Origin of the sequence: Bartonella sp. AA16NXGY, from assembly GCF_042197325.1 — a bacterium.
GTDB lineage: Bacteria > Pseudomonadota > Alphaproteobacteria > Rhizobiales > Rhizobiaceae > Bartonella.
The window spans coordinates 15,880-35,679 of the sequence record NZ_JBHIRR010000010.1; the positions used below are offsets into that span (position 1 = coordinate 15,880).

Here is a 19,800-nt window from a genome sequence, read left to right on the forward strand (position 1 = left end):
CGTTGAGGGGAAGGATGCACTCTTTTTGAGGGCTAGAGTGCATCCTCTTATGGATTGGATACTGCCTTATGAGGGTTGAGGCGGTCTCCGTTGAGGGGAAGGATGCACTCTTTTTAAGGCGCGGAGTGCATCCTCTTATAGATTGGATACTGCCTCATGAGGGTTGAGGCGGTCTCCGTTGAGGGGAAGGATGCACTCTTTTGAGGGCTAGAGTGCATCCTCTTATGGATTGGATACTGCCTTATGAGGGTTTGGCAGTTTCCGTTGAGGGGAAGGATGCACTCTTTTTGAGGGCTAGAGTGCATCCTCTTATGGATTGGATACTGCCTTATGAGGGTTTGGCAGTTTCCGTTGAGGGGAAGGATGCACTCTTTTTGAAGGCTGGAGTGCATCCTCTTATAGATTGGATACTGCCTTTATGAGGGTTTGGCAGTTTCCGTTGAGGGGAAGGATGCACTCTTTTTAAGGCGCGGAGTGCATCCTTTCCATGGATTGAATGTACTCTTTGGAGGCCAAAGTACATTCATAGGGAAAGGCATATTCCATAAGAAACAGAGATAACAAAAAGATTTGTTTTTATATTTTTATTGATAGGTTGCTGTATTTGCGAGGGCTATTCATTCTTTATTCTCAATATTTAAGATGATTATGTGATAAGGGTTGTTCGTCAATACAATCGTAAAAGACGCTGATGTATTTTTATAAAAATTGAGATATTTTTGTGCCTTTTTCTTGTTTTTTTTGTGTTTACACAAGATATGCACGGCTTTTCAACAGTTTGTTTTTTTAGCTTTGCTAATGGCGATGGCGTTGGCTAAACACTTCAATTGTTTTAACTGCTTCAATACCGCCTTAAAAAACAGTGCTTTATAATATGACAAAATAAGTTGTATAACTTTTGATTCTTAAGCGATGCTAGAAAAAGGGGAATGTTAGGAGAGATGTTGTCTATATTCTCAGTTTATCTCTTAAGTTAGGAAGATTAACATACTTTCCGAATCTATTTTTTATTCGGTTTGACGGTTAAAGAGCAATATCTGAATGGAATCACACTTGTCTCATGTTTTTATCTTCACGCTTTAGATTTTTTCTCATAGGGATTTTGTTTTTAATGGGGGATTTTGTTTTTTAATGGGAGTTTACGCGACTCACATAAAACAGAATATTCTAAATAGAATATATTTGTGTTGCACATTTACCTACTTGTTTAAAAACATTATGTGATCTTATTATCACAATTATATTGGTGATTGGGGATATTGGTAAATCTGATAATGGAGAAATCTCTTGTGAAGTGGATAAGCCTTTCTTTAAATTCTCATAAGGAAAAGCCAGCACATTATCATACTATTCGCGCCTCATATGATGACAGCCTTTGGCTCTTGAGCGTGTTCATAAGAGGCATTTTGATTCTTTATCTTTGAAATCTTTGAAGTGCGTTATTTCATATGTCTCTCATGTTTGTAATGTGGAAAAGACAAGGTGTTGATTGATGCAACATGAAATAAATTTAAAATGAGAGAATCCCTATGATATCTGCGTCTCTTAATTTTATATGGATAACGGGATATGATGATTATAAATCAATATGTTGTCGTGATACATCAACCTGTTGGGGGGCGATAAAGAAAGTTATCCAATAGTTAAGTCATTCTGTTATGCCGTAAAACACGGTCATTTGAGGTTTGGTGATATGAAGCAAGCTTCCTTGGATATGTTTTAAGTGTTTTTTTAAGGGCGTGGTGAATTTTTGAGACAGAGCAAGTTTCTGTTGCGCCTTGAGTTTAGCGGAAAAACCTGAATAGAAGCCAAGAGGGAATGGCAAACCAAGAGGGAAGTGTATCCAAGCTGTTTGTAAATCAGATTGAGTTAAGAATCTTTGTTCTTTAAGAATGGAACGCAAGTCAATTTGACAAAAGAATGATCTATTTTGCGGGTAAACCTTATGGAGGAATTATCACAAAGCTCATAAGGAAGTGATTTAAGACAATACAGTTATAAAAAGTACAGTCATAAAAAAAAGTCCTCCGTCGCAATCAGAGGACCAAAAAGCAGGAGAATTTTAACATTGACTCGCAGGACGTGTCAAAAAAGAATAAATTTAAAAGGCCGTACTAAATACAAAAAAATCATACTTAAAGAACCTACCATATTATGGTTAGCAGAGAATTGAAAAAATAGCAATATAAAAAATACTTTTTACAAAAAATTTTGTCATTTTGCATTAAAACTTAATACTTTTTTCAATTGAATATTTGTTTTAAGACTCGATATTAATTAAACTATATTTAAAAATATTATGATACATGCAAGCATCTTGAGAATATTCTTCAATCAAAAACGAATTAAGAGCCCCTCATGATTATAGGACTGATATGGGGGAAGGCTTTTTGTTTTTAAGAGTGTGGGGTGTATCTTAAGTATGTGTGAGGGGGGTGAAGTATTGTCCTTTTGGGTGGGGGCAAGGTAATGAAAATGGAGGCGAGAAGCTGCTGGATGCTTGAGCCCGTGTGGGGGAGGTTTCTTTAGAGGGGGCGGGGGCAACATGGGAGGCCGCTTAAAATGGCGAGGAGGGGGATTATTCAAAATGTTTATGGTTTGCATATCCCCAATGAAATGCGAGCAAGTCTAAACAATCTCGTAAATGATCGGCAAGGGAGTTTTGTTTGCGTTTTGAAGAACTTAATTCTTTTATCGCTTGTCCATGGCCGATAACGCGTTCAAGCAGTGAATAGCCAAGAATACCCAGTTGAACTTTGATTGTTCTTAAATGATTGGATGCTTCTATTTGACGTTCAATAGGGTGTGTGTACCCTTGGCTACAGGAAACCTTTTCACGGGTGTAGTCAAGGCTCATGTGGAGATCGGCCTGGCTTTGACGCCAGTAAAAATAAAAACGTTCTGCCGCTTTATATTGGGCTTTGCTGAGATGTCCTTTCGCATATAAAAGGGCAATGGGATGGCTTTGTGCATTGGCAATGGCATTGATAGTGCGCGGGTTGCTGGAACTTTCTCGATGATTGGGTTTAAAATAAGGATTACGCGTTTCTACAGGGATTTCTTGCGTCTTTAAATGACCAATGTGCTTTTCTTGATTTTGATGATCAAGCGGGCAGGTTTGCGTATTTTTTTTCTGCTTATGGGTCATAGCATCTCCTTAAAAATTTTAATTTTGCTTCTCGTTTTTAAAAAAATGTTGCTTGATCTAGGCAAAAGAGGGGGATGAGAGGAAGACATGTGTTGGAGTGTGCCGTGTGGGTATGCGCTCTTGGGGGTGACTTGGACTGTTGCGCTTGTGTGTGGGAGCCCCATGGATTTGGTTCTTGAAAAGAGGGGTGTTTTGTCGCATGGTGGATTTTCCTTGAATGACTTGATGAGGGAGGTGAGTGATGGCGCGCGGGCTTTTGTCTTTGAAGGGATTGGTGTTTAGCTGTATTGTAGCCTATGTCTCTGTGGCTGTTTATGTGGAAATGAAGGCTCTTGGGATGACGTGGGGCGTATTTTTACGAGCTGTGGCGTTTTATGGCATTCCCGGTATTTTCCTTATGTTGGGTTATGAAGTAATGCAGCGGCGTGGTGTAACGAAGGGTTTGTTCCTCAAGATGGTGTTGTTGAGCTTCATTTTGGCTGCTGTCTCTGATTTTATTTATAAGCAAGCTGAGCATTTGGGTTTGGCTCAGGTGTGGTTCTCAAACAAGTGGGTGTTTTATGTCCTTTTGGGCTTTGTCCTTGCTCTTATTTATAGAGGGGTAAGGCGTCTTGGGTTTAGGATTTCATTCTTTGAAAAGGATTGATCTTTTGCTGCATTTTTGGCATGGTCTCTGATTTTTGCTTATGAAGGAGCGGGGCGTATGGTGGTTGCGCGGGACATGTTTTTAAAGGGGCTGGCGTTTTGCTGCGTTGTTGGCATGGTCCTTGGCTTTGCTTATGAAGATGCGGGGCGACCGGCTATTACGTGGGAGGTGTTTTGGCAGGGGGTGGTGATTTCTTGCATTGCTGGAGCGACCTTTTGTTTTATTGTTGTGGGAGCAAACAGTAGAACTGTATCGTGGGGCGTGTTTTTCAAGGCTGTGGTGTTTTGCACCATTGCTGTAGTGGTTCTTGGCTTTGCTTATAAGGGAGCGAAGCGTTTTGATATATCATGGGAATTTTTAGTAATAGGAGCGGTGTTTGTTGCATTGCTGGCGCTGTCCTTGGTTTTGCTTATGAGGGTGCGGGGTAAATGGATATCGCGTGGGGTATTTTTATTGAAGTTTCTGGTGTTGGGTGGCGTTGTTGGAGCTGTTGTTGGGTTGGCGCATGTGGGAGTAAAGCATATGGGGGTTCGCTGGTTTGTGATCTCGAACAATGGGGTGTTTCTGGGCACTATTGGATTCGTTCCTTTGTTTGTTTTGGAGGGGGTACGGTGTGTGCGTGTACTGTTGGGGGGCTTAAAAAAATGAGCATTTTTCTTTCCCATGGGCGTGATCTTTGATGTTCTTTCTGTGAGGGGTATTTGATGTCGAACGATGTGATGTTTTGGCAGTGGTTGGGGTTTTTCTGCTTTTTTGCTCTTGCCTTGATTTTTATTTATAAGGGAGCAAAGCGTCGCTCTGTTACAGGGTGGATGTTTTGGAGATGGGTGGTGCTTTATGGCGCCCTTGCCACCTACCTTGGTTTTATTTATGTGGGCGTGGGCAGGCGCGCTGTTGACGGGGAGCTGCTCTTGAAGGGGGCGGTATTTTCTTGCATTTTTGCAACTGTCCTTGGTTTGGTGCATCTGGGCGTCAAGAGTATGCCTGTTGCTTGGCAAGTGTTCTTAAAAGCAGTTATGTTTTGTTGCATGATGGGCTTTATCCTGTGGTTTGCTGCTGTGGGTGTCAGAGATATGGATAGCATAAGGGCGGTATTCTTAAAGGTTTTGCTCTTGTCTGTATTGTTGAAAGTGCTCTTGGGGTTCTTTATACGCGAGCAAAGTGATACGGTGCTACAGAGGTCGTTGCGTGCTTTGAATTTTGTGCTGTTTTTCTGCATTTTGGCACCAATTCTTTGTTTTACCCGTCTGGGAGCAGAGAATCTAGGGTTGAGCTGGCTTTGGTTCTCGAATGAGAGGGTGTTGCCCTTTATTGTTGGATTTTTTTCTCCTTTGATTTATCAGGGTATAAGGCGTGCGCGTGTTTTAGGGGCTTGGTTCTTAAAGTAGGGTGTGTTTTTCTTTTTCATGGGTGTGATCTTTAATGGGCTTGCTGTGAGGGGTATGTGATGTCGAACGATTTGTTTTTTTTGCTGTTGTTGGTGTTTTCCTACCTTTTTATTGTTGTCGTTATTGGTACTTATAAGGTTTCCAAGCGCTTCGATATTCCGTGGTGGCGGGCGGCGTTTTATTGTATTTTTGGTGTTTCCCTCTTTTTGAAGGAAGTGCTGTTTTACGGCGTTTTAGGAGTCGTCCTTTTTTTAGCTCTTTTGGGGATGGAGAGTATGGACATACCATGGGGACTCCTGTCCTTGATGGGGATCGTGTTTGCTGCACTGTTGGAGTGGTTCTTGATTTTGCATATGAGGGGGCGGCGAGATGGGGTGGTGACGCGTTGTTTGTGGTTATTGAAGGGGGGGGTGTTTTGCGCCGTTGTTGGAGCGATCTTTTTTTGTTTCCGTCTGGGAGCAGAGAATCTAGGGTTGAGTTGGCTTTGGTTTGCGAAGGATTGGGTGTTTTTCATCATTTGTGGATTGATCCTTCCTGTTGTTTCTGTGGGAGCAAGGCGTGCGTGTGTGAAGGCGGAGACGTTTTTAAAGAGAGTGGGGTTTATGGGGTATTACAGATAACGTCGAGGGAATGATTGTTCAAAAGAACAGCGATAGCGGTAGGTTTGGGGATCAAACCAAAGCCCTATTTTGCCTTCAAAATCACCAGAACGTTGTTTGGCAATATTCATAATAACGCCAGGGCGTTTGGCTAAATCTGCTTTTTCTTGTGCTAGAGAGGCGGCAAAGATTTTATCTTCCAACGACCGATTGCGCCAAATGGTGATAATGTTAAAGGCATTGGCACCAATTTCTGAGGCGCCTTTAATGTCTTCTGTGCTGGGGATATCTTTATCCAGACCGCCTTTTCGGGCATGGGCTACAAGGTGAATATGTACATTGTTTAAAACAGCCCAATCAACCATTTTATAAACGGCTTGTTCTTGTCTTGCATAATCATCAGAGGCAATGCCAAGCCGCATCAAACTGTCGATGATAAATTGATCGCAGCCATAGCGCGCACGACAATAGTCAAAGACATCAAGCAAGGTGTCAACGCTTGATTTGCCAACATGCTCATAAAGAATAAGCCCATCGTCTAAAAAATGAAGAATCCGTTCAATCGTTTCTTTTGTAGGCTGTTCTAAGCCGCCCGTTTGTTTGGTTAAACGGCGGAGCGATTGTTCTCCTTTCATTTCTAGAGACGCTAAGCAAAGGCGACTCTTTTGTGCAATCCAATGGGGAATACAGTCTGATAATAATTGGCTTTTACCTGCACCACTCGCACCGCTCCAGAGCGTTAATTCTGCTGGGCGGAAATGCAATTTGTCCTTCAGTTTAGGATAGGGAACCGTATAACCAAGATGTTTTTCAGGCTCTGGCCAAAAAAGCCCAATCACTTGATCTTTATAGTCTGAGGCGCGCCGTAAACCTTCTGGTGCAAAGCTTTGTGCTGAGGAAAAGGCGGCTTTTATGGTGGCTTTATCAATCCCTGCGGTTAAACAGTCATTGGCATCTTTACGGGGTAAACGGACACGGTAGCAACGGTGGCGTCCAAGCCTGCTGGCAATCTCACGGGCTGCTTCTTCTCCGGGCGGATCCATATCGGTGGCTAAAAAAATCGTTTCAAAAGATTCTAAATGATCAAATTCATTTTCAATCCAGTTGTGTTTTCCTCCACTGCCTCCTCCAAAGGGAACAGAAACCGCCGGATATCCATAGGCGGCTAAGGATAGCGCATCAATTTCTCCTTCAGTGATGACAATGGTACGGTTTGTTGAAGAAAAAATGGGAAACGGCGCGCGCTCCATTAAGGGGGCCTGCTGAGGCGCCTGCGTGGCGGCTGGGGTTGATGAGGGTGCGTGTTGAGGTGCCGGCGTGGCGGCTGGGTTGGTTGAGGGTGCGTGTTGAGGCGCCTGCGTGGCGGCTGGGTTGGTTGAGAGTGCGTGTTGAGGCGCGTGTGGGGCGGCGGGGTTTGTTGAGGGTGCGTGTTGAGGCGCGTGTGGGGCGGCGGGGTTTGTTGAGGGTGCGTGTTGAGGCGCCTGTGGGGCGGCTGGGTTGGTTGAGGGTGCGTGTTGAGGCGCCTGCGTGGCGGCTGGGTTGGTTGAGAGTGCGTGTTGAGGCGCCTGCGTGGCGGCTGGGGTTGATGAGGGGGCGTGTTGAGGCGCCTGTGGGGCGGCTGGGGTTGATGAGGGGGCGTGTTGAGGCGCCTGTGGGGCGGCTGGGTTGGTTGAGAGTGCGTGTTGAGGCGCCTGCGTGGCGGTTGGGTTGGTTGAGAGTACGTGTTGAGGCGCCTGCGTGGCGGTTGGGTTGGTTGAGGGTGTGTGCTGAGGCGCATGTGGAGCGGTTGGGTTGGTTGAGGGTGCGTGCTGAGGCGCCTGTGGGGCGGCTGGGGTTGATGAGAGTGCGTGCTGAGGTGCGTTTGTGGCGGCTGGAGTTGTGGAGCAAAGGGCTTGCCAGCCAAACAAAATCGGTTCACAGTGTGCTGCTGTAGGTTTTGTTTTTGCTCCCGCTTGCGCAAGCCGTTCTTTAACTAAAGCAAGGGTGCCATCGGGTTTATAAAAGGGAAAAATGATTTTTTCGCCATCTTCTCCTATGCGGTAACGCTGTATAATTTCTAGAGGAATGCGGCGTTCTTCGTGGAGATAGGTTTTTACAAGATTCTGCGGGCTCTGCCCTGTAGGAACCGGTGGACGGCGATAGGAACGATGGGGCGCCATAAAGGGTTTGGGGCGTGTCAGATTGAGAGTCGCGCGTGCTTCTTCTAAGGCTTGAGAAAGGCTAATGCCTTTGACTTCACACCAAAGGTCTAAAAGATCTCCTCCTGTGCTTTCTGCAAAATCATACCAAAGTCCTGCTTTACTACCACTCAAGCAAATCGATAAACTTTGACCAGCTTCACCACGTGTGTTGCCTACAATCCAATTGTTGCCTCGTTTGTGCCCTTGGGGAAGAAGCATTTCTGCTATTCTATCGGCTTGTGAGATAAGTTTTTGTTTGATTTCAAAAATTGTGCTCATGGTCATTCGTGATATTATTGTCGTTTTTCTCAAGATGTGAGAAGTGAGGATTCTGTTTTTGCTGTTCTCACCGTTTGATCTGATCGTAAAGTCTCGTGGTGCTATGGGGCTTGCCAGTTTACTTGAGAGCTTCTTTGCCGCTCTTTTCTTGCCAATGGTCGCGAAACTTCTTGGCTTGCCAATGGGCTTGGCTCTCACTCAAGCCTTCTGAAATGGCTGTGTTAATGTTTGTTTGCCAGGAGCATGGGAAGTGGCGCCTTGGGAAAAGGAGGAAGGTGGAAAGGAGGAAGGGGGTGAAAGAAGGGCGGGGTGGATATGCCTGAGGGGGTGGTGCATGCTGGAGTCCTGGTGTATTGGGGTGCATGTTGGGGTGTGTATGTTGGGGTGCCTGTGGGGGTCTTTTGCGTGGGGAAAACGCTTTTGTGATGAGAGAAAAATGGTCGATGTTGACTCGTTTTACGGTGTGAATCGCCTATCCAAATGTTGTTTTGCCGCCTTTTGTTTTGTTCTGTGTTGTTTTGTCCGATGCTGTTGTGGTTTTGAAGCATTTTTGTCCCCGCGCTTGCTTGAAAAATACGTTGTTTGTGTGATGTCAAAAATTGTCGTTATAGTTGATCAAACTGCGGTAAAGCGTGTCATTGTTCTCAGAGGTAAAAGATGAGGAGCCTCCCTGTTTTTGCTGTTCTTGCCGTTCGATCTCACGGCGAAACCAGTTGCGCCATGTGGCTTGCCAGTCTACTTTGAGAGCTTCTTTGCCGCCTTTGGCTTGCCAATAGTCGCGAAACTTCTTTTCTTGCCAATGGGCTTGGCTTTCACTCAAACCTTCTGAAACTGCCGCCTTGATGTCTGCTTGCCAATGCTCAGGAAGACGATGCCCTTTGGCAACTGAGGTTGTGGTTTTTTTGTTGGTGCAAAGCGGGATGGAGGCAGGAAGATTGCTGGGGGGAAGAGTGGTGGCGGATTTTGTTTTTTCCCCCGTGACAATTTGCGCGATAGGGGCGGGAGTGAACTCGTCTTGGGGAGCAGTTAAAGGGGAGGCGTTTTTTTGCTCTGCTTCTGCTTGCGCAGGAGAAGGGAGAAGTGAATCAAGAGCCGATAAGGGTGATGGATGATCGCTTTGTTCAAAGTTCTCTTCGCAGGAAAAACAAGGTTCTGTCTCATCAAACAAAATTTTCTTTTCTAAAACACCGTAAGGTGTTTCCTTTTCTTCTGCCTTTTGAGCTTTTGAGTTTTGTGCAACATCTTTTGGACTTTCGTTAAGCAGTTGTTGCATCTCTGCATTGATTTTCTTGCGTTTTTTTGCCGAAGAACGACCCGCAAAGGATTTTTGTTCAAGCAATTTTTCACGCTCTTGAAAAACATTTTCGCAACGCTTGTTCCATAATCCATTGGCTAAATTTAAAATCTTACCCTCTTGGATGAGCATCTCTAAAACATTAACAAAAGTTCGCTTGTCACAACCACAAAGACGCGCTAAACGTTCTTTCGATATTTCTAAAGGTCGGCCACGGGCATACATTTCATTGAGAAGAATCGTATAGATTCCAATTTCGTGTGCGCGCATCCCACGTACACCTCCTAGAAAGTCATTTTGATACCAACAAACATATGGAAGCCTAGACGATTCATAATGAGGAGTTTCTTGTTGATTAGCGTGTTTCATACTGCAATCTACTTTCTTCTTTTTTATACATTTTTATTGATGATAAAAGCTCAAATAAGGATTTAACTTGTGTTGCTTTTGGCTCTGTTCGATGATGACTAGAGGCTTCTTTACGATGCTTATAAATGATTGGCTGTGCTTGAAGAGCATGCAAACTTACGATTTAAGATTGCGGTGATGGAAAAAATAAAGAATACCACACATTCTCAACGTACTTGCTTTTGGGCAGAAGCTTTGGAGGTGGTCTTTTATATCCGGTAGGGTGGTTAAAGTGTTTTTATGATCTAAAAATAAAAAAAATTTCCCCCGAAAAAGTAAAATTTGTTTCCTTAATTTTATCCTTTTTAGAGGATAATGCAAGCCCGTTTTATAAAAAGGACGTGTTTTTTTAAAAAGACGCGCTATATGGTGAAATTATGAATATCGATGGTTGGCGTCAAAGATTAAGAATCGCTTTGGAAAAAAGTGGGCGGTCAAAAAGATCTATCTCCCTCGCTGCCGGTAAAGGCGCGGGGTACCTTCATTCTATTCTTTCTGAAGGAAAAGAACCAACAATCGAATCTCTCTCGCGAATTTGTCACGAAATTAATATCAGTATGAATTATATTCTTTACGGGAAAGGGGCTAGCCCTGAAGATAAAGAATTTATAGAGCTTATTTCGAAACTCTCTCCGCAAGAGAGACAGGCGATTTTGACTCTTTTGCGGCGACCAATTGACGAAGCTTCAAAATAACTTCCTTCTGTGCTTTTGAGTCAAGGCGACTCCAGTGTTTTATTAATATTATGTCACTCATTTTATCTCTCCTGTGTGTTTATAATTGCAATTTTGTAAGAACAAATAGAGAACAACAAAGGGGCATGAGAGGAACAAAGAATAATAGATTTTTCTTTACATATGTCATTTGAACCCCGTAGATATTTAAAATATATCTTTTATGAAGGATAAAATGGTTGACATCTCTCCTATAGAGGATATAAGACTAACGCTATATTTAGTCTTGTCAAGACAAGGCTATGCTTTATCAACTATCTAAAGGGGGAAATCATGAAAAATATTTCATTCGTTAAAGAGGATGAAATCATTGTCGTTTTATGCGAAGAGGAAAATCCTTGTACTTATGAAGGACCAATCGACGAAATCGAAGAAGTGCTCGAACTGATTGAAGAATGTGAAACTGTTTATAGAGTTTTACGACTCGATCTGACAACTTCTCATGCTGAAGATGTTACCGAACAAATCGCTGATTTTTATGTCGAAAATCATGAAATAAATGAAGAAAATACACAATTGCAGCCCTTCATTTTGAATAGTGAAGCTTATCATGCTTGTTTAAATGAAAGAGCGGCTTGCGATTATGAAGATAATCTCTATGGCTCTTATGAAAAACAGCATCGTTTACGCCCATGTGATGTCTTGACAGATTATTGGTGGTAAACATGCCAAGTTATCTCAAGACTTCGTATCAAGGGATTCCACTTTATTATGCTGGAAATATGCGGAATTTAATCAGACTCGAACCACAAAAACACAACGCTATACTTTTTATATCGCAAGAGGTGGCTCAGTCTATGGCAAAAAAATTGGAGGAAGAATATTGCCGCCATGATTTTTCCGTCGTGCAGTAGCAGGGTTGAAAAAAGAAGCCGCAATGATGGGCCCAAGTGCTTTTTCATTGCGGTGACAATGGTGCACATTATGCTTTCGTTCTTAGGGGAGCCGCTTGGGGGAGAGCTTTGCGGGGATTTTCTTAGCCGATATGGAAAGGAGGGCATGAAGAAAAGAGCCCTATATATGGGGAATTGCGGACGCTTGTGTGTAGGGGGCAGTTGCCGGCTGGTTCATTGGGGGGGGTAAGGCAATGAAGCAGCAGCGGGTTATCCAGTGGGGTTGGAGTGATATGAAAGCATGCTGGAGAACAAAAATGAAGGCTTAGGGGGAAGAGAAGCAGCAGTACAGACAGGTTCCAACCTATAAAAAGGCAAGTTCAAGGGGGAAAAGAGCCGGTTTTTGTGTTTTTGCGGCACGCAAGTAGGGAGCTTGGAATGATACGTAAAGCATGCTGGAAAATGGAAGGAGGTGTTTGACGGGAGAGGTCGTTAAAGCTTGTTTAGACGTATTGGGACACGTGGGGGGCTTTGGGGTGCTTTTGTGTTGAGTGCTGGGGGAGAGCGCCGCAATGATGGGCCCAAGTGCTTTTTCATTGTGGTGACAATGGTGTGCGTTATGCTTTCGTTCTTGGGGGAGACGACTTGGGGGGCTTAGCTGATATGGAAAAGGAGGGGATGAGAAACTTGTGGGGAGGAGGGATGTTGGGGGGAAGCTTGTTGGGGAAAATGTTGGTGGTTGGCTGGTTAAGAGGGAGAACGAGTGGGGGGAGAGGAGAGCTTGAAGCGTATGTAAGGCATATGCTGGAGGGGAGATATGAGGTGTGGAAAAGGGGCAGCCGTACAAGCGTTGAGGAGATGTCAATCTTTAAAAAAAGTTCCGTGTAGGGGGAAGGAGTAGAGTGTTGGAGGAGGGGGGAAAGTAGAGGGCTTTGAGCGCAGGGAGTGCAAAGAGCTTGGATATGAATGTGAAAGCATGTTGGGAAATGAGGGAAGGTGTTTGAGAGGGAAGAAGAGGAAGGCGCTATGGGAGCGCGGTTCTGACCGTTTTTGTATTGAGCCTTAGGGGGCAATGATGGGCGAGAGGTTTTTTTATCGGGGAGAAAATATCACGCGTTATGCTTTCGTCTAGGGAGGGCGCCGCTTGGGGGCTTAACCGATATGGAAAAGGAGGGGATGAGAAACTTGTGGGGAGGGGGATGTTGAGGGGGGCGTTTCCAACAGCTTTTGTGATTTCAGCAGCACAATATTTAAGGATGCTGTCATTCTTAGTGGGGAATGCATCTTAAAAGATATGAATGTTTCAAAGAGAATATGTTGCAAAAAAGCACCTTAAAGAAGGGGAGAAATACTATGCCAATCATTATCGATTGTATTCAAGGAACAGAAGAATGGCAGCAAGCGCGTAATGGTTTGATTACGGCTTCGTTGTTTGAGATGGTTATGGCACGAACAAAACAAGGGCAAAAAACGTCACGCTATCAGAGTGTGATGATGAAATTGGCGGGAGAAAGAATTACCGGAAAAACTGTTGATGAAGGGGCAACACTTTCTATGCGACGTGGGACTGAATTAGAACCAAGCGCGCGACAGCTTTATGGGAAATTTACACATACAGAACCTGAATGTATTGGCTTTGTTTTGGCAGATGACCGCAGACAAGGATTTTCCCCCGATGCTTTTGTGGGAAAAAATGGCTTATTAGAAATTAAAACAAAAAAACCTGAAATTTTGATCCCTCATTTCATGCAAAAGAGCTTTCCAGCAGAACATAAAGCACAATGTCAAGGGGGATTATGGATTTCTCAACGCGAATGGGTGGATTTAATGCTCTATTGGCCGGATATGCCTCCTTTGATTAAACGGGCTTATCGTGATGAAGCATATATTTGCAAGCTTGAAAATGAAATTAGCCGTTTTAATGAGGCTTTGGAGAAGATGGTACAGCAAATTAAATCGGTTGAGACAGGTTTTCATATAAGAACAGAAATTGCTTTGAAGGAGGGAGAAAGCGGGGAGTTTGGAGCGCATGCAAGACGTATGCTGGAGGGCAAAACAAGAATGAGGCGGGGTGGGAAGGGATCTTGTGTAGCGTTGAGGAGAGGCAAAGTTCTATAAAAAGGAAAGAGCAGAGGGGGAAAAGAGCAAAGCATATGTTGGAAGAGGGTGCTAAATAAGGGGGCGCAAAGAGTGCAGGGAGCACAAAGAGCTTGGTCATGAATGTGAAAGCATGGTGGGAAAATGGGGAAAGAAAGGGTGCTTGGAGCGCATGCAAGGCGGCGCGGTATGCTGGAGGGGAAAACGAGAATGGGGAGTAAGGCTAAGTGTTCAGAGGTATGGAGGCTGTGATTTTGGGTGCTTTTGTGGTGAGTGTTGGGGGGGGAGCCGCAATGAAAGGGCTGAGTTGCTTTTTCATTGTGGTGACAATGGTGTACGTTATGCTTTCGTTCTTGGGGGGAGAGAGCTTTGCGGGGGCTTGGGGGATTTTCTTAGCCGATATGGAAAAGGGGGAGATACGCGGCTTTGGGAAGAGAAATGTTGGAGCGGGATGAGGAGGAAATAGTGGGGATGAAGGGGGCAGGTCGTTATCCTGTGACTTGGAGTGACACGAAAGCATGCTAGAGAACAAAAATGAGGTTTAGGGGGAAGGGAAGCAGCAGTGCAGACAGGTTCCAACCTATAAAAAGGCACGTTCAAGGAGGAAAAGAGCTGGTTTTTGTGTTGGAGGAGGGTGCAAGCAAAGAGCGCAAAGAGTGCAGGGAGCGCAAAGAGCTTGGTCATGAATGTGAAAGGCATGGTGGGAAAATGTGGGAAGAAAGGGTGCTTGGAGCGCATGCAAGGCGGCGCGGTATGCTGGAAGGGAAAACGAGAATGGGGAGTAAGGCCAAGTTGTTTAGAGATATGGTGGTGTGATTTTGGGTGCTTTTGTGGTGAGTACTGTGGGGGAGTGGCAATGATGGGCCAATTGCTTTTTCATTGCTGTGACAATGGTGTACGTTATGCTTTCGTTCTTGGGGGGAGAGAGCTTTGCGGGGGCTTGGGGGATTTTTTTTAGCCGATATGGGAAAAGGATGTAGGGGCATGAGAAAAAGTCTGTGTGGAGTCAAGTGGGCTTGTTGGGGAAAAGATTGGGGGGCAGGTTGTGGAAAAAATAGAGGGGTGGAGGAAAGGGGAGAATAAGAAAAGAACGGATAGAGACATTATAATCTTTATGTTTTTCTACACTACCTTGTTATAGAAAATCAAAAATTACCACACCTTGTGAATTCACTGCGGGACTGATCTTAAAGCTCTTCAAAAGCACTGATCAATAGATACTTCTCCATATAACTTTGATAAATGATATTAGTATGATCCCGAAGATAAATGCACCAATATTTACCAAATATCCTTTTATACTGATGAAAATTAATAACCCTATACTTATTATTCCTAGTGGTATATTCCACGTAAAAAACGAAATATAGGTATTATTCCACAAATAATGAAAATTACATTCATGATACTACCAATTACATGCTCGGTATTATCTTGTCGTCTGTTCTCTTGCTTTCTACTAATTTCAGAAGCCTTGTCATTATCTTTAAAAGTTTTATGATAGAACTGATTGTAAGCAGCTCTCTTTTGAGGATCTTTAAGAACTTCATAGGCTTCACAAATTTTTCTGAATTTTTGTTCTGCTTCGGTACTAGAATTATGATCAGGGTGGTATTGCAGAGCTAATTTACGAAAAGCAGATTTTATCTGTTTAGCGTTGCATTCGTAGCTTACACCAAGAATTCCATAATAATCGTCTTCATTTACTATCATTAAATACAGCTACTTTGTGTATTGCTCTTATTTTATAAGATCGTTTAATTGATCTCTTTTGAATGTATCGACATGTGTTATTTTTATGTTAGAAATATGGTGAACATTGTATTGAGTGGCATGGCTGTACTTGGGGCTATTGTCTCTAAATGAGAGGAGATACAGTTCAAAACGCTTAAAAATGCAGGGTGTTTTTAATATTTTAGAAATATTTTTTACAAAAATAGATTAAAAGAGAGACGATAAATCAAATGTAAAAGGGACGGCAATAATAGCCAAGGTTGTCATTATTGTAAATAAACAGGCAGGAACCTTAAATCTAAAACGCCAAAGTAAACTTATGGGAACAGACATTATCGTTGTTATTACGAATGCTACGATAAACCATTGCAGGAATAAGTTCATTATATTAATTTCATTATTAAAATGATTTTGATTAAGACGATTTTGTTTTAGTTCTTCCTCTGAAACACAATCGATAATAGAAAAGCCATAATAAACAGGAAATTTTCCACCTGGACAAGCGCTAACAGAAAATTGTTCAAGCTCTAACCATTCTCTTTCGCGTTCTTTTTCCAATATCTTCTTTTTTATTTTCTGTCTTATATATTCTTTTGAAATACAATTGATCGGAGAAGTACTTCCAACAAAAAGACCATCTGTTGTACATCCACTCGTTGTATGATGCGTAAATAAAACAGCGCTTATTACGATAGCGAAGAAAATAAAGTGTTTAAACATAAGGTATTTATTGTCGTTTGTTTCTGATGAGCTTTTATAAGTCATTTCTGTTGAATAAATCAATATGTGTTATTTTTGTGTTGAAAATATACGTAAAAACGTATTTAATAAAAATGGTTATAATGATCATAATGTGTCTAAATAAAGGTGTGGTACTGGCTAAAACCCCGCATATGTGGGGTTTTAGCTTATTGGAGGAGATATGACAGCAGAAAATATGCAGAATATATAAGGGGATCTGTAGACAAAATGGTTGTCCTAGGGTGGGGAGAGTAGGCAATATCCAAAATACTCCAAATGAAATATACTTGTTGTTGTACATTCACGCACTTGTTTTAATAAAGATATCTCGCTCTAAGCTCATTTCACAGCCATTTTATGCCGGCGTTCATAAATTTCATACTGGCGCTTGTGAATAATATCGTGAGGGGTATAACGGTCAAGCCCCGTAAATTATAAACCCCAGAGGTTATAAACATTGCGCACCCTATCTTACTTTATGAAAAAGTAAGTTGGTACTATTGGGGGCCGTTGCCAAAATTGCGGCATGGGCTGTAGCTCTTGAGACGATTCATAATCTCGTTTACTGGGAGGCTTCTTACGAAGAGATATGCTTTTCTTGGAAAGTTTCTCGCCATACGGATCTTTCTGTTTGTGAACTGTAAGCGAAGAGGAGTGATTGATTTCAATAGAATAGAGGGGGAGAGAATTTTTTGCTCTTCGGGCTCTTATGCAAGAGGAATAACGCTATCTGTATCAATCAAAGTATTCGTATAAAAAAGATGCGTGTTGAAAGAGGGATGGCTTAGAACACGTGGAAAATCATAGTGTATAAAATTGGTAATGAGGGATCTTCTTTGAAACCGCGGGCTATCAATTTTCTGGTATATGGGATGTTTGCCATATGGGATTTTTGCCATATGGGAGCGTGGGGTGGCTTCTTGAAAGCTTCACTGTGGAGGGGTATCACTGTTTGTTTTTTTTCTTTTGGTAAGGGGTGGGGAGAATGGGAAAGGCGTTGAGAGGAGGTTCTGGAAATGGCTCTGTTAGATTTGTTGTAAATGACGAATAGGATCGATGAAGCTTATTCTAATTTTTACAGGGAATACTTGTGTTGCTTGAGGTGGATAGAGAGGCTGGAAAGATAAGATTATTCGTTTTGGGGCGGATAAAGGTATCAATGGGATGTATTCAAACAATGAGTTTATAATAATTCATTATTGAGATTTAATTTGAATTTCAATGAGAGCCCGAAATAGTGTGAGATGTTCTTATTTCAACCCTTCTTATTCAGACGCTCTTATATTGAATCAAGTAAAATCGTTTGTTTGCATATTACAAACAGGGTGAGCTTGTGGGGAAAAATATTCAAGAAATAAAATATTGAAAAAATAAAAATGCCTATACCGTCTCAAGTGCTAAGAGCTGTTGCAACAGTGAGGCTTGGTAAAGAGAAGGAGTAAAGGGGGACAATCTTACAGAAATGAAAGAGAGGGGAGGCAAGGAAAGGGGGAGGCAAGGAAAGGGGGAGGCAAGGAAAGGGGAGGCAAGGAAAGGGGTGGGGGGATATTCTTTGGGGGCGGTCAATTTCAAAAGCCGTTCGTAAGGCATTTTAGAGATTAAGCGTGGCATTGAGGCTCTTGATTTTGAAGCTACTGATTTTGAGGCTACTGATTTTGAGGCTACTGATTTTGAGGCTATTGAAGCGCATGGTTTAAAGGATGGAGGATTTGATGAAGCCGATGAAGGTTGGGGAAAAGATTTAGGCTTATAGGGAAGACTTATAAGGGCAAGAAGAGAGAGGCAAAAGAAGAATAAAATGGTGCTGCGAGAGAGGATTGAACTCTCGACCTCTCCCTTACCAAGGGAGTGCTCTACCACTGAGCTACCGCAGCCCTTTTCAATCTTTGCGCTGTCTTGTGCCATATTGTCAGAAAATAGGCAAGAGAACATTTGTATATTCTTGCAAGAAAACGTATCTTATGTCATGACATATGTTTCTTATATGCTTAAATATTTAAGGTTATGAGTTGCTTGGATAGAAGCTCAACACTGTTTAAAAGGTTGCGCAATGACACAAATGCATCAAAAACAAAAACAAAATGAAATTAATCATCAAGATGAAAAAGCAAAACGACGTCAAGAAAGATTGGCACAACAATTGCGTCAAAACCTGAAACGTCGAAAAGAGCAAAGCCGAAAAAGAGCACAACCAGAGCTCTAAAATGCAAAAAGCTCTAAAATGCAAAAAAATGTTTTTTAGTAAATTTTTGCAACCAAACTTCTCAATAATTTGTTCTCATAGTTAGAATGCGTTCTAAAACGATTAATAAAGCATAACTTCCCGAAGGGGGATAATCCTTTGGAAGGGCAGGCACAAAGGAAAAGAGGGAAAACACGATGGATTCTATTCAAATTGTTGGGGGAAAAAAACTTCAAGGAACAATTCCTATTTCTGGGGCAAAAAATGCTGCATTGCCTCTTATGATTGCGGCGCTGCTGACAGAAGAAACGCTCACTTTAGAAAATATTCCGCATCTGGCCGATGTTGAATTGCTTATTCGTATTCTCAATAATCATGGTGTTGGATATGCCGTTGATGGACAAGAGTTTAACGATGAATGTGTGAATTCAAGAACAATTCATTTTACGGCGCAAAAAATAGCCACAACACGGGCACCATATGAACTGGTGAAAAAAATGCGTGCAAGCTTTTGGGTTATCGGACCACTGCTTGCACGATGCGCAGAGGCTTATGTTTCGCTTCCTGGAGGATGCGCTATTGGAACAAGGCCTGTCGATTTTATCCTTGAGGGACTTAAAACTTTAGGCGCACAGATTACTATCGAAAATGGATATGTTCATGCAAAAGCGCTAAAGGGGTTAAAAGGTGCTCACTATCGTTTCCCTAAAGTCACTGTTGGTGGAACCCATGTGCTGCTGATGGCGGCGACAATGGCAAAGGGAACAACCACTCTTGAGAATGCAGCTTGTGAGCCAGAAGTGACAAACCTTATTCGAACCCTGAATGCTATGGGGGCTCAAATAACCGGTGAAGGAACAACAACGCTTACAATTGAAGGGGTTAAAAAACTCAACGGTGCTAGAGTACGCGTTATTGCTGATCGAATCGAAGCGGGAACATATGCAATGGCTGTTGCTATGACGGGAGGAGATGTCTTTCTTAAAAATGCAAATCCTAATCATCTCACAAAGGTGCTTAAGGTGCTCCAAAAAACAGGACTCGAGATTCAAATAGAACCTCAAGGAATTCATATTAAGCGAAATCCAAAGAACACCAAAATTATGCCCGTTGATATTAAAACAGGACCTTATCCTGCTTTTCCAACTGATCTCCAAGCGCAATTCATGGCGCTCATGACACGGGCTGAAGGAATCGCGCATATTACAGAGACGGTTTTCGAAAATCGTTTTATGCATGTTCAAGAACTCAATCGCTTAGGGGCAAAGATAAAGCTTGATGGGCAGACGGCAACTGTCTATGGAACAGAGAATTTGCAAGGGGCTCCTGTCATGGCGACGGATTTGCGTGCTTCTGTTTCTCTTGTGATTGCAGCATTGGCAGCAAAGGGAGAAACAATCGTCAATCGTGTTTATCATCTTGATCGTGGATTTGAGAGATTAGAAGAAAAATTGGCTCGTTGTGGCGCAAAAATCCAACGTATCACAGTGTAAAGCTTTCAAAGATATGCTCCAAAGAATGGCTTTGAGAGGTTGCT

General features: G+C 42.8%; 22 protein-coding genes, 1 tRNA gene and 1 pseudogene. 18 read left to right on the top strand and 6 right to left on the bottom strand.

Annotation, left to right across the window (positions count from 1 at the left end; translation table 11 throughout):
* Positions 1-200: 200 nt before the first annotated feature.
* Complete coding sequence (locus ACFINK_RS06625; RefSeq protein WP_375638461.1) at positions 201-422, top strand: hypothetical protein; 222 nt, start codon at positions 201-203, stop codon at positions 420-422.
* 2,156 nt (positions 423-2,578) lie between these two features.
* Here the strand turns inward: ACFINK_RS06625 and ACFINK_RS06630 are convergent.
* The gene (locus tag ACFINK_RS06630) at positions 2,579-3,148 is read right to left on the bottom strand and encodes a hypothetical protein (protein WP_375638462.1); all 570 of its coding nucleotides are present in this window, start codon (positions 3,146-3,148) and stop codon (positions 2,579-2,581) included.
* Between the two features lie 87 nt (positions 3,149-3,235).
* On the opposite strand from ACFINK_RS06630, the gene ACFINK_RS06635 reads away from it, so the two are divergent.
* From ACFINK_RS06635 to ACFINK_RS06655, 5 genes are read left to right on the top strand one after another with little or no spacing between them, the layout of a single operon-like run.
* Positions 3,236-3,430 carry a hypothetical protein gene (locus ACFINK_RS06635; protein ID WP_375638463.1) on the top strand — a complete coding sequence of 65 codons (195 nt, stop codon included), beginning with the start codon at positions 3,236-3,238 and terminating at the stop codon, positions 3,428-3,430.
* A complete protein-coding gene (locus ACFINK_RS06640; protein WP_375638464.1) occupies positions 3,390-3,794 on the top strand; it encodes a hypothetical protein in 405 nt (134 codons plus the stop codon). Before ACFINK_RS06635 ends, ACFINK_RS06640 begins: the two co-directional genes overlap by 41 nt.
* A gap of 15 nt (positions 3,795-3,809) precedes the next feature.
* Complete coding sequence (locus tag ACFINK_RS06645) at positions 3,810-4,442, top strand: hypothetical protein (protein ID WP_375638465.1); 633 nt, start codon at positions 3,810-3,812, stop codon at positions 4,440-4,442.
* 56 nt (positions 4,443-4,498) lie between these two features.
* Positions 4,499-5,182: a hypothetical protein gene (locus ACFINK_RS06650; RefSeq protein WP_375638466.1), complete on the top strand. Its 684-nt coding sequence runs from the start codon at positions 4,499-4,501 to the stop codon at positions 5,180-5,182.
* A gap of 59 nt (positions 5,183-5,241) precedes the next feature.
* Positions 5,242-5,802, top strand: coding sequence for a hypothetical protein (locus tag ACFINK_RS06655; RefSeq protein ID WP_375638467.1), 561 nt, complete (start codon positions 5,242-5,244; stop codon positions 5,800-5,802).
* On the opposite strand, the gene ACFINK_RS06660 is transcribed toward ACFINK_RS06655, so the two are convergent.
* Together ACFINK_RS06660 and ACFINK_RS06665 are read right to left on the bottom strand one after the other, a co-directional pair.
* Positions 5,793-8,240: a toprim domain-containing protein gene (locus ACFINK_RS06660; RefSeq protein ID WP_375638491.1), complete on the bottom strand. Its 2,448-nt coding sequence runs from the start codon at positions 8,238-8,240 to the stop codon at positions 5,793-5,795. The genes ACFINK_RS06655 and ACFINK_RS06660 overlap by 10 nt on opposite strands.
* Before the next feature lie 592 nt (positions 8,241-8,832).
* Positions 8,833-9,903, bottom strand: a complete 1,071-nt coding sequence (locus ACFINK_RS06665; protein ID WP_375638468.1) for a YdaU family protein — start codon at positions 9,901-9,903, stop codon at positions 8,833-8,835.
* 416 nt (positions 9,904-10,319) lie between these two features.
* On the opposite strand from ACFINK_RS06665, the gene ACFINK_RS06670 reads away from it, so the two are divergent.
* The 9 genes from ACFINK_RS06670 to ACFINK_RS06710 all read left to right on the top strand — a co-directional run bounded on the left by ACFINK_RS06670 (position 10,320) and on the right by ACFINK_RS06710 (position 14,689).
* Positions 10,320-10,637, top strand: a complete 318-nt coding sequence (locus ACFINK_RS06670) for a helix-turn-helix domain-containing protein (protein WP_273790852.1) — start codon at positions 10,320-10,322, stop codon at positions 10,635-10,637.
* Between the two features lie 312 nt (positions 10,638-10,949).
* Positions 10,950-11,339 (top strand): hypothetical protein, encoded by a 390-nt coding sequence (locus ACFINK_RS06675; RefSeq protein WP_375621497.1) that lies wholly within the window; start codon positions 10,950-10,952, stop codon positions 11,337-11,339.
* 2 nt (positions 11,340-11,341) lie between these two features.
* A complete protein-coding gene (locus tag ACFINK_RS06680) occupies positions 11,342-11,530 on the top strand; it encodes a hypothetical protein (RefSeq protein WP_273790850.1) in 189 nt (62 codons plus the stop codon).
* A 591-nt stretch (positions 11,531-12,121) separates the two neighbouring features.
* The gene (locus tag ACFINK_RS06685) at positions 12,122-12,397 is read left to right on the top strand and encodes a hypothetical protein (RefSeq protein ID WP_375638469.1); all 276 of its coding nucleotides are present in this window, start codon (positions 12,122-12,124) and stop codon (positions 12,395-12,397) included.
* 230 nt (positions 12,398-12,627) lie between these two features.
* Positions 12,628-12,798, top strand: a complete 171-nt coding sequence (locus ACFINK_RS06690) for a hypothetical protein (RefSeq protein ID WP_375638470.1) — start codon at positions 12,628-12,630, stop codon at positions 12,796-12,798.
* A 64-nt stretch (positions 12,799-12,862) separates the two neighbouring features.
* The gene (locus ACFINK_RS06695) at positions 12,863-13,627 is read left to right on the top strand and encodes a lambda exonuclease family protein (protein ID WP_375638471.1); all 765 of its coding nucleotides are present in this window, start codon (positions 12,863-12,865) and stop codon (positions 13,625-13,627) included.
* A 206-nt stretch (positions 13,628-13,833) separates the two neighbouring features.
* Positions 13,834-14,061, top strand: coding sequence for a hypothetical protein (locus ACFINK_RS06700; protein WP_375627714.1), 228 nt, complete (start codon positions 13,834-13,836; stop codon positions 14,059-14,061).
* A gap of 79 nt (positions 14,062-14,140) precedes the next feature.
* Complete coding sequence (locus ACFINK_RS06705) at positions 14,141-14,422, top strand: hypothetical protein (RefSeq protein ID WP_375638472.1); 282 nt, start codon at positions 14,141-14,143, stop codon at positions 14,420-14,422.
* 114 nt (positions 14,423-14,536) lie between these two features.
* Positions 14,537-14,689, top strand: coding sequence for a hypothetical protein (locus ACFINK_RS06710; protein ID WP_375638473.1), 153 nt, complete (start codon positions 14,537-14,539; stop codon positions 14,687-14,689).
* Between the two features lie 390 nt (positions 14,690-15,079).
* Here ACFINK_RS06710 and ACFINK_RS06715 read toward each other — a convergent pair.
* Positions 15,080-15,319 (bottom strand): annotated as a pseudogene (locus ACFINK_RS06715) (DnaJ domain-containing protein); the annotation flags it as partial.
* A gap of 228 nt (positions 15,320-15,547) precedes the next feature.
* Positions 15,548-16,060: a hypothetical protein gene (locus ACFINK_RS06720; RefSeq protein ID WP_375638474.1), complete on the bottom strand. Its 513-nt coding sequence runs from the start codon at positions 16,058-16,060 to the stop codon at positions 15,548-15,550.
* A gap of 512 nt (positions 16,061-16,572) precedes the next feature.
* Here ACFINK_RS06720 and ACFINK_RS06725 point away from each other — a divergent pair.
* Complete coding sequence (locus ACFINK_RS06725) at positions 16,573-16,725, top strand: hypothetical protein (RefSeq protein ID WP_375638475.1); 153 nt, start codon at positions 16,573-16,575, stop codon at positions 16,723-16,725.
* 1,155 nt (positions 16,726-17,880) lie between these two features.
* Here ACFINK_RS06725 and ACFINK_RS06730 read toward each other — a convergent pair.
* Positions 17,881-17,955 (bottom strand) — tRNA-Thr (locus tag ACFINK_RS06730).
* Between the two features lie 176 nt (positions 17,956-18,131).
* Between ACFINK_RS06730 and ACFINK_RS06735 the strand changes: the two genes are divergently transcribed.
* Positions 18,132-18,284 (top strand): hypothetical protein, encoded by a 153-nt coding sequence (locus ACFINK_RS06735; protein ID WP_375607050.1) that lies wholly within the window; start codon positions 18,132-18,134, stop codon positions 18,282-18,284.
* Positions 18,285-18,460: 176 nt separating this feature from the next.
* Positions 18,461-19,756 (top strand): UDP-N-acetylglucosamine 1-carboxyvinyltransferase, encoded by a 1,296-nt coding sequence (murA, locus tag ACFINK_RS06740; RefSeq protein ID WP_375638476.1) that lies wholly within the window; start codon positions 18,461-18,463, stop codon positions 19,754-19,756.
* Positions 19,757-19,800: the final 44 nt, after the last annotated feature.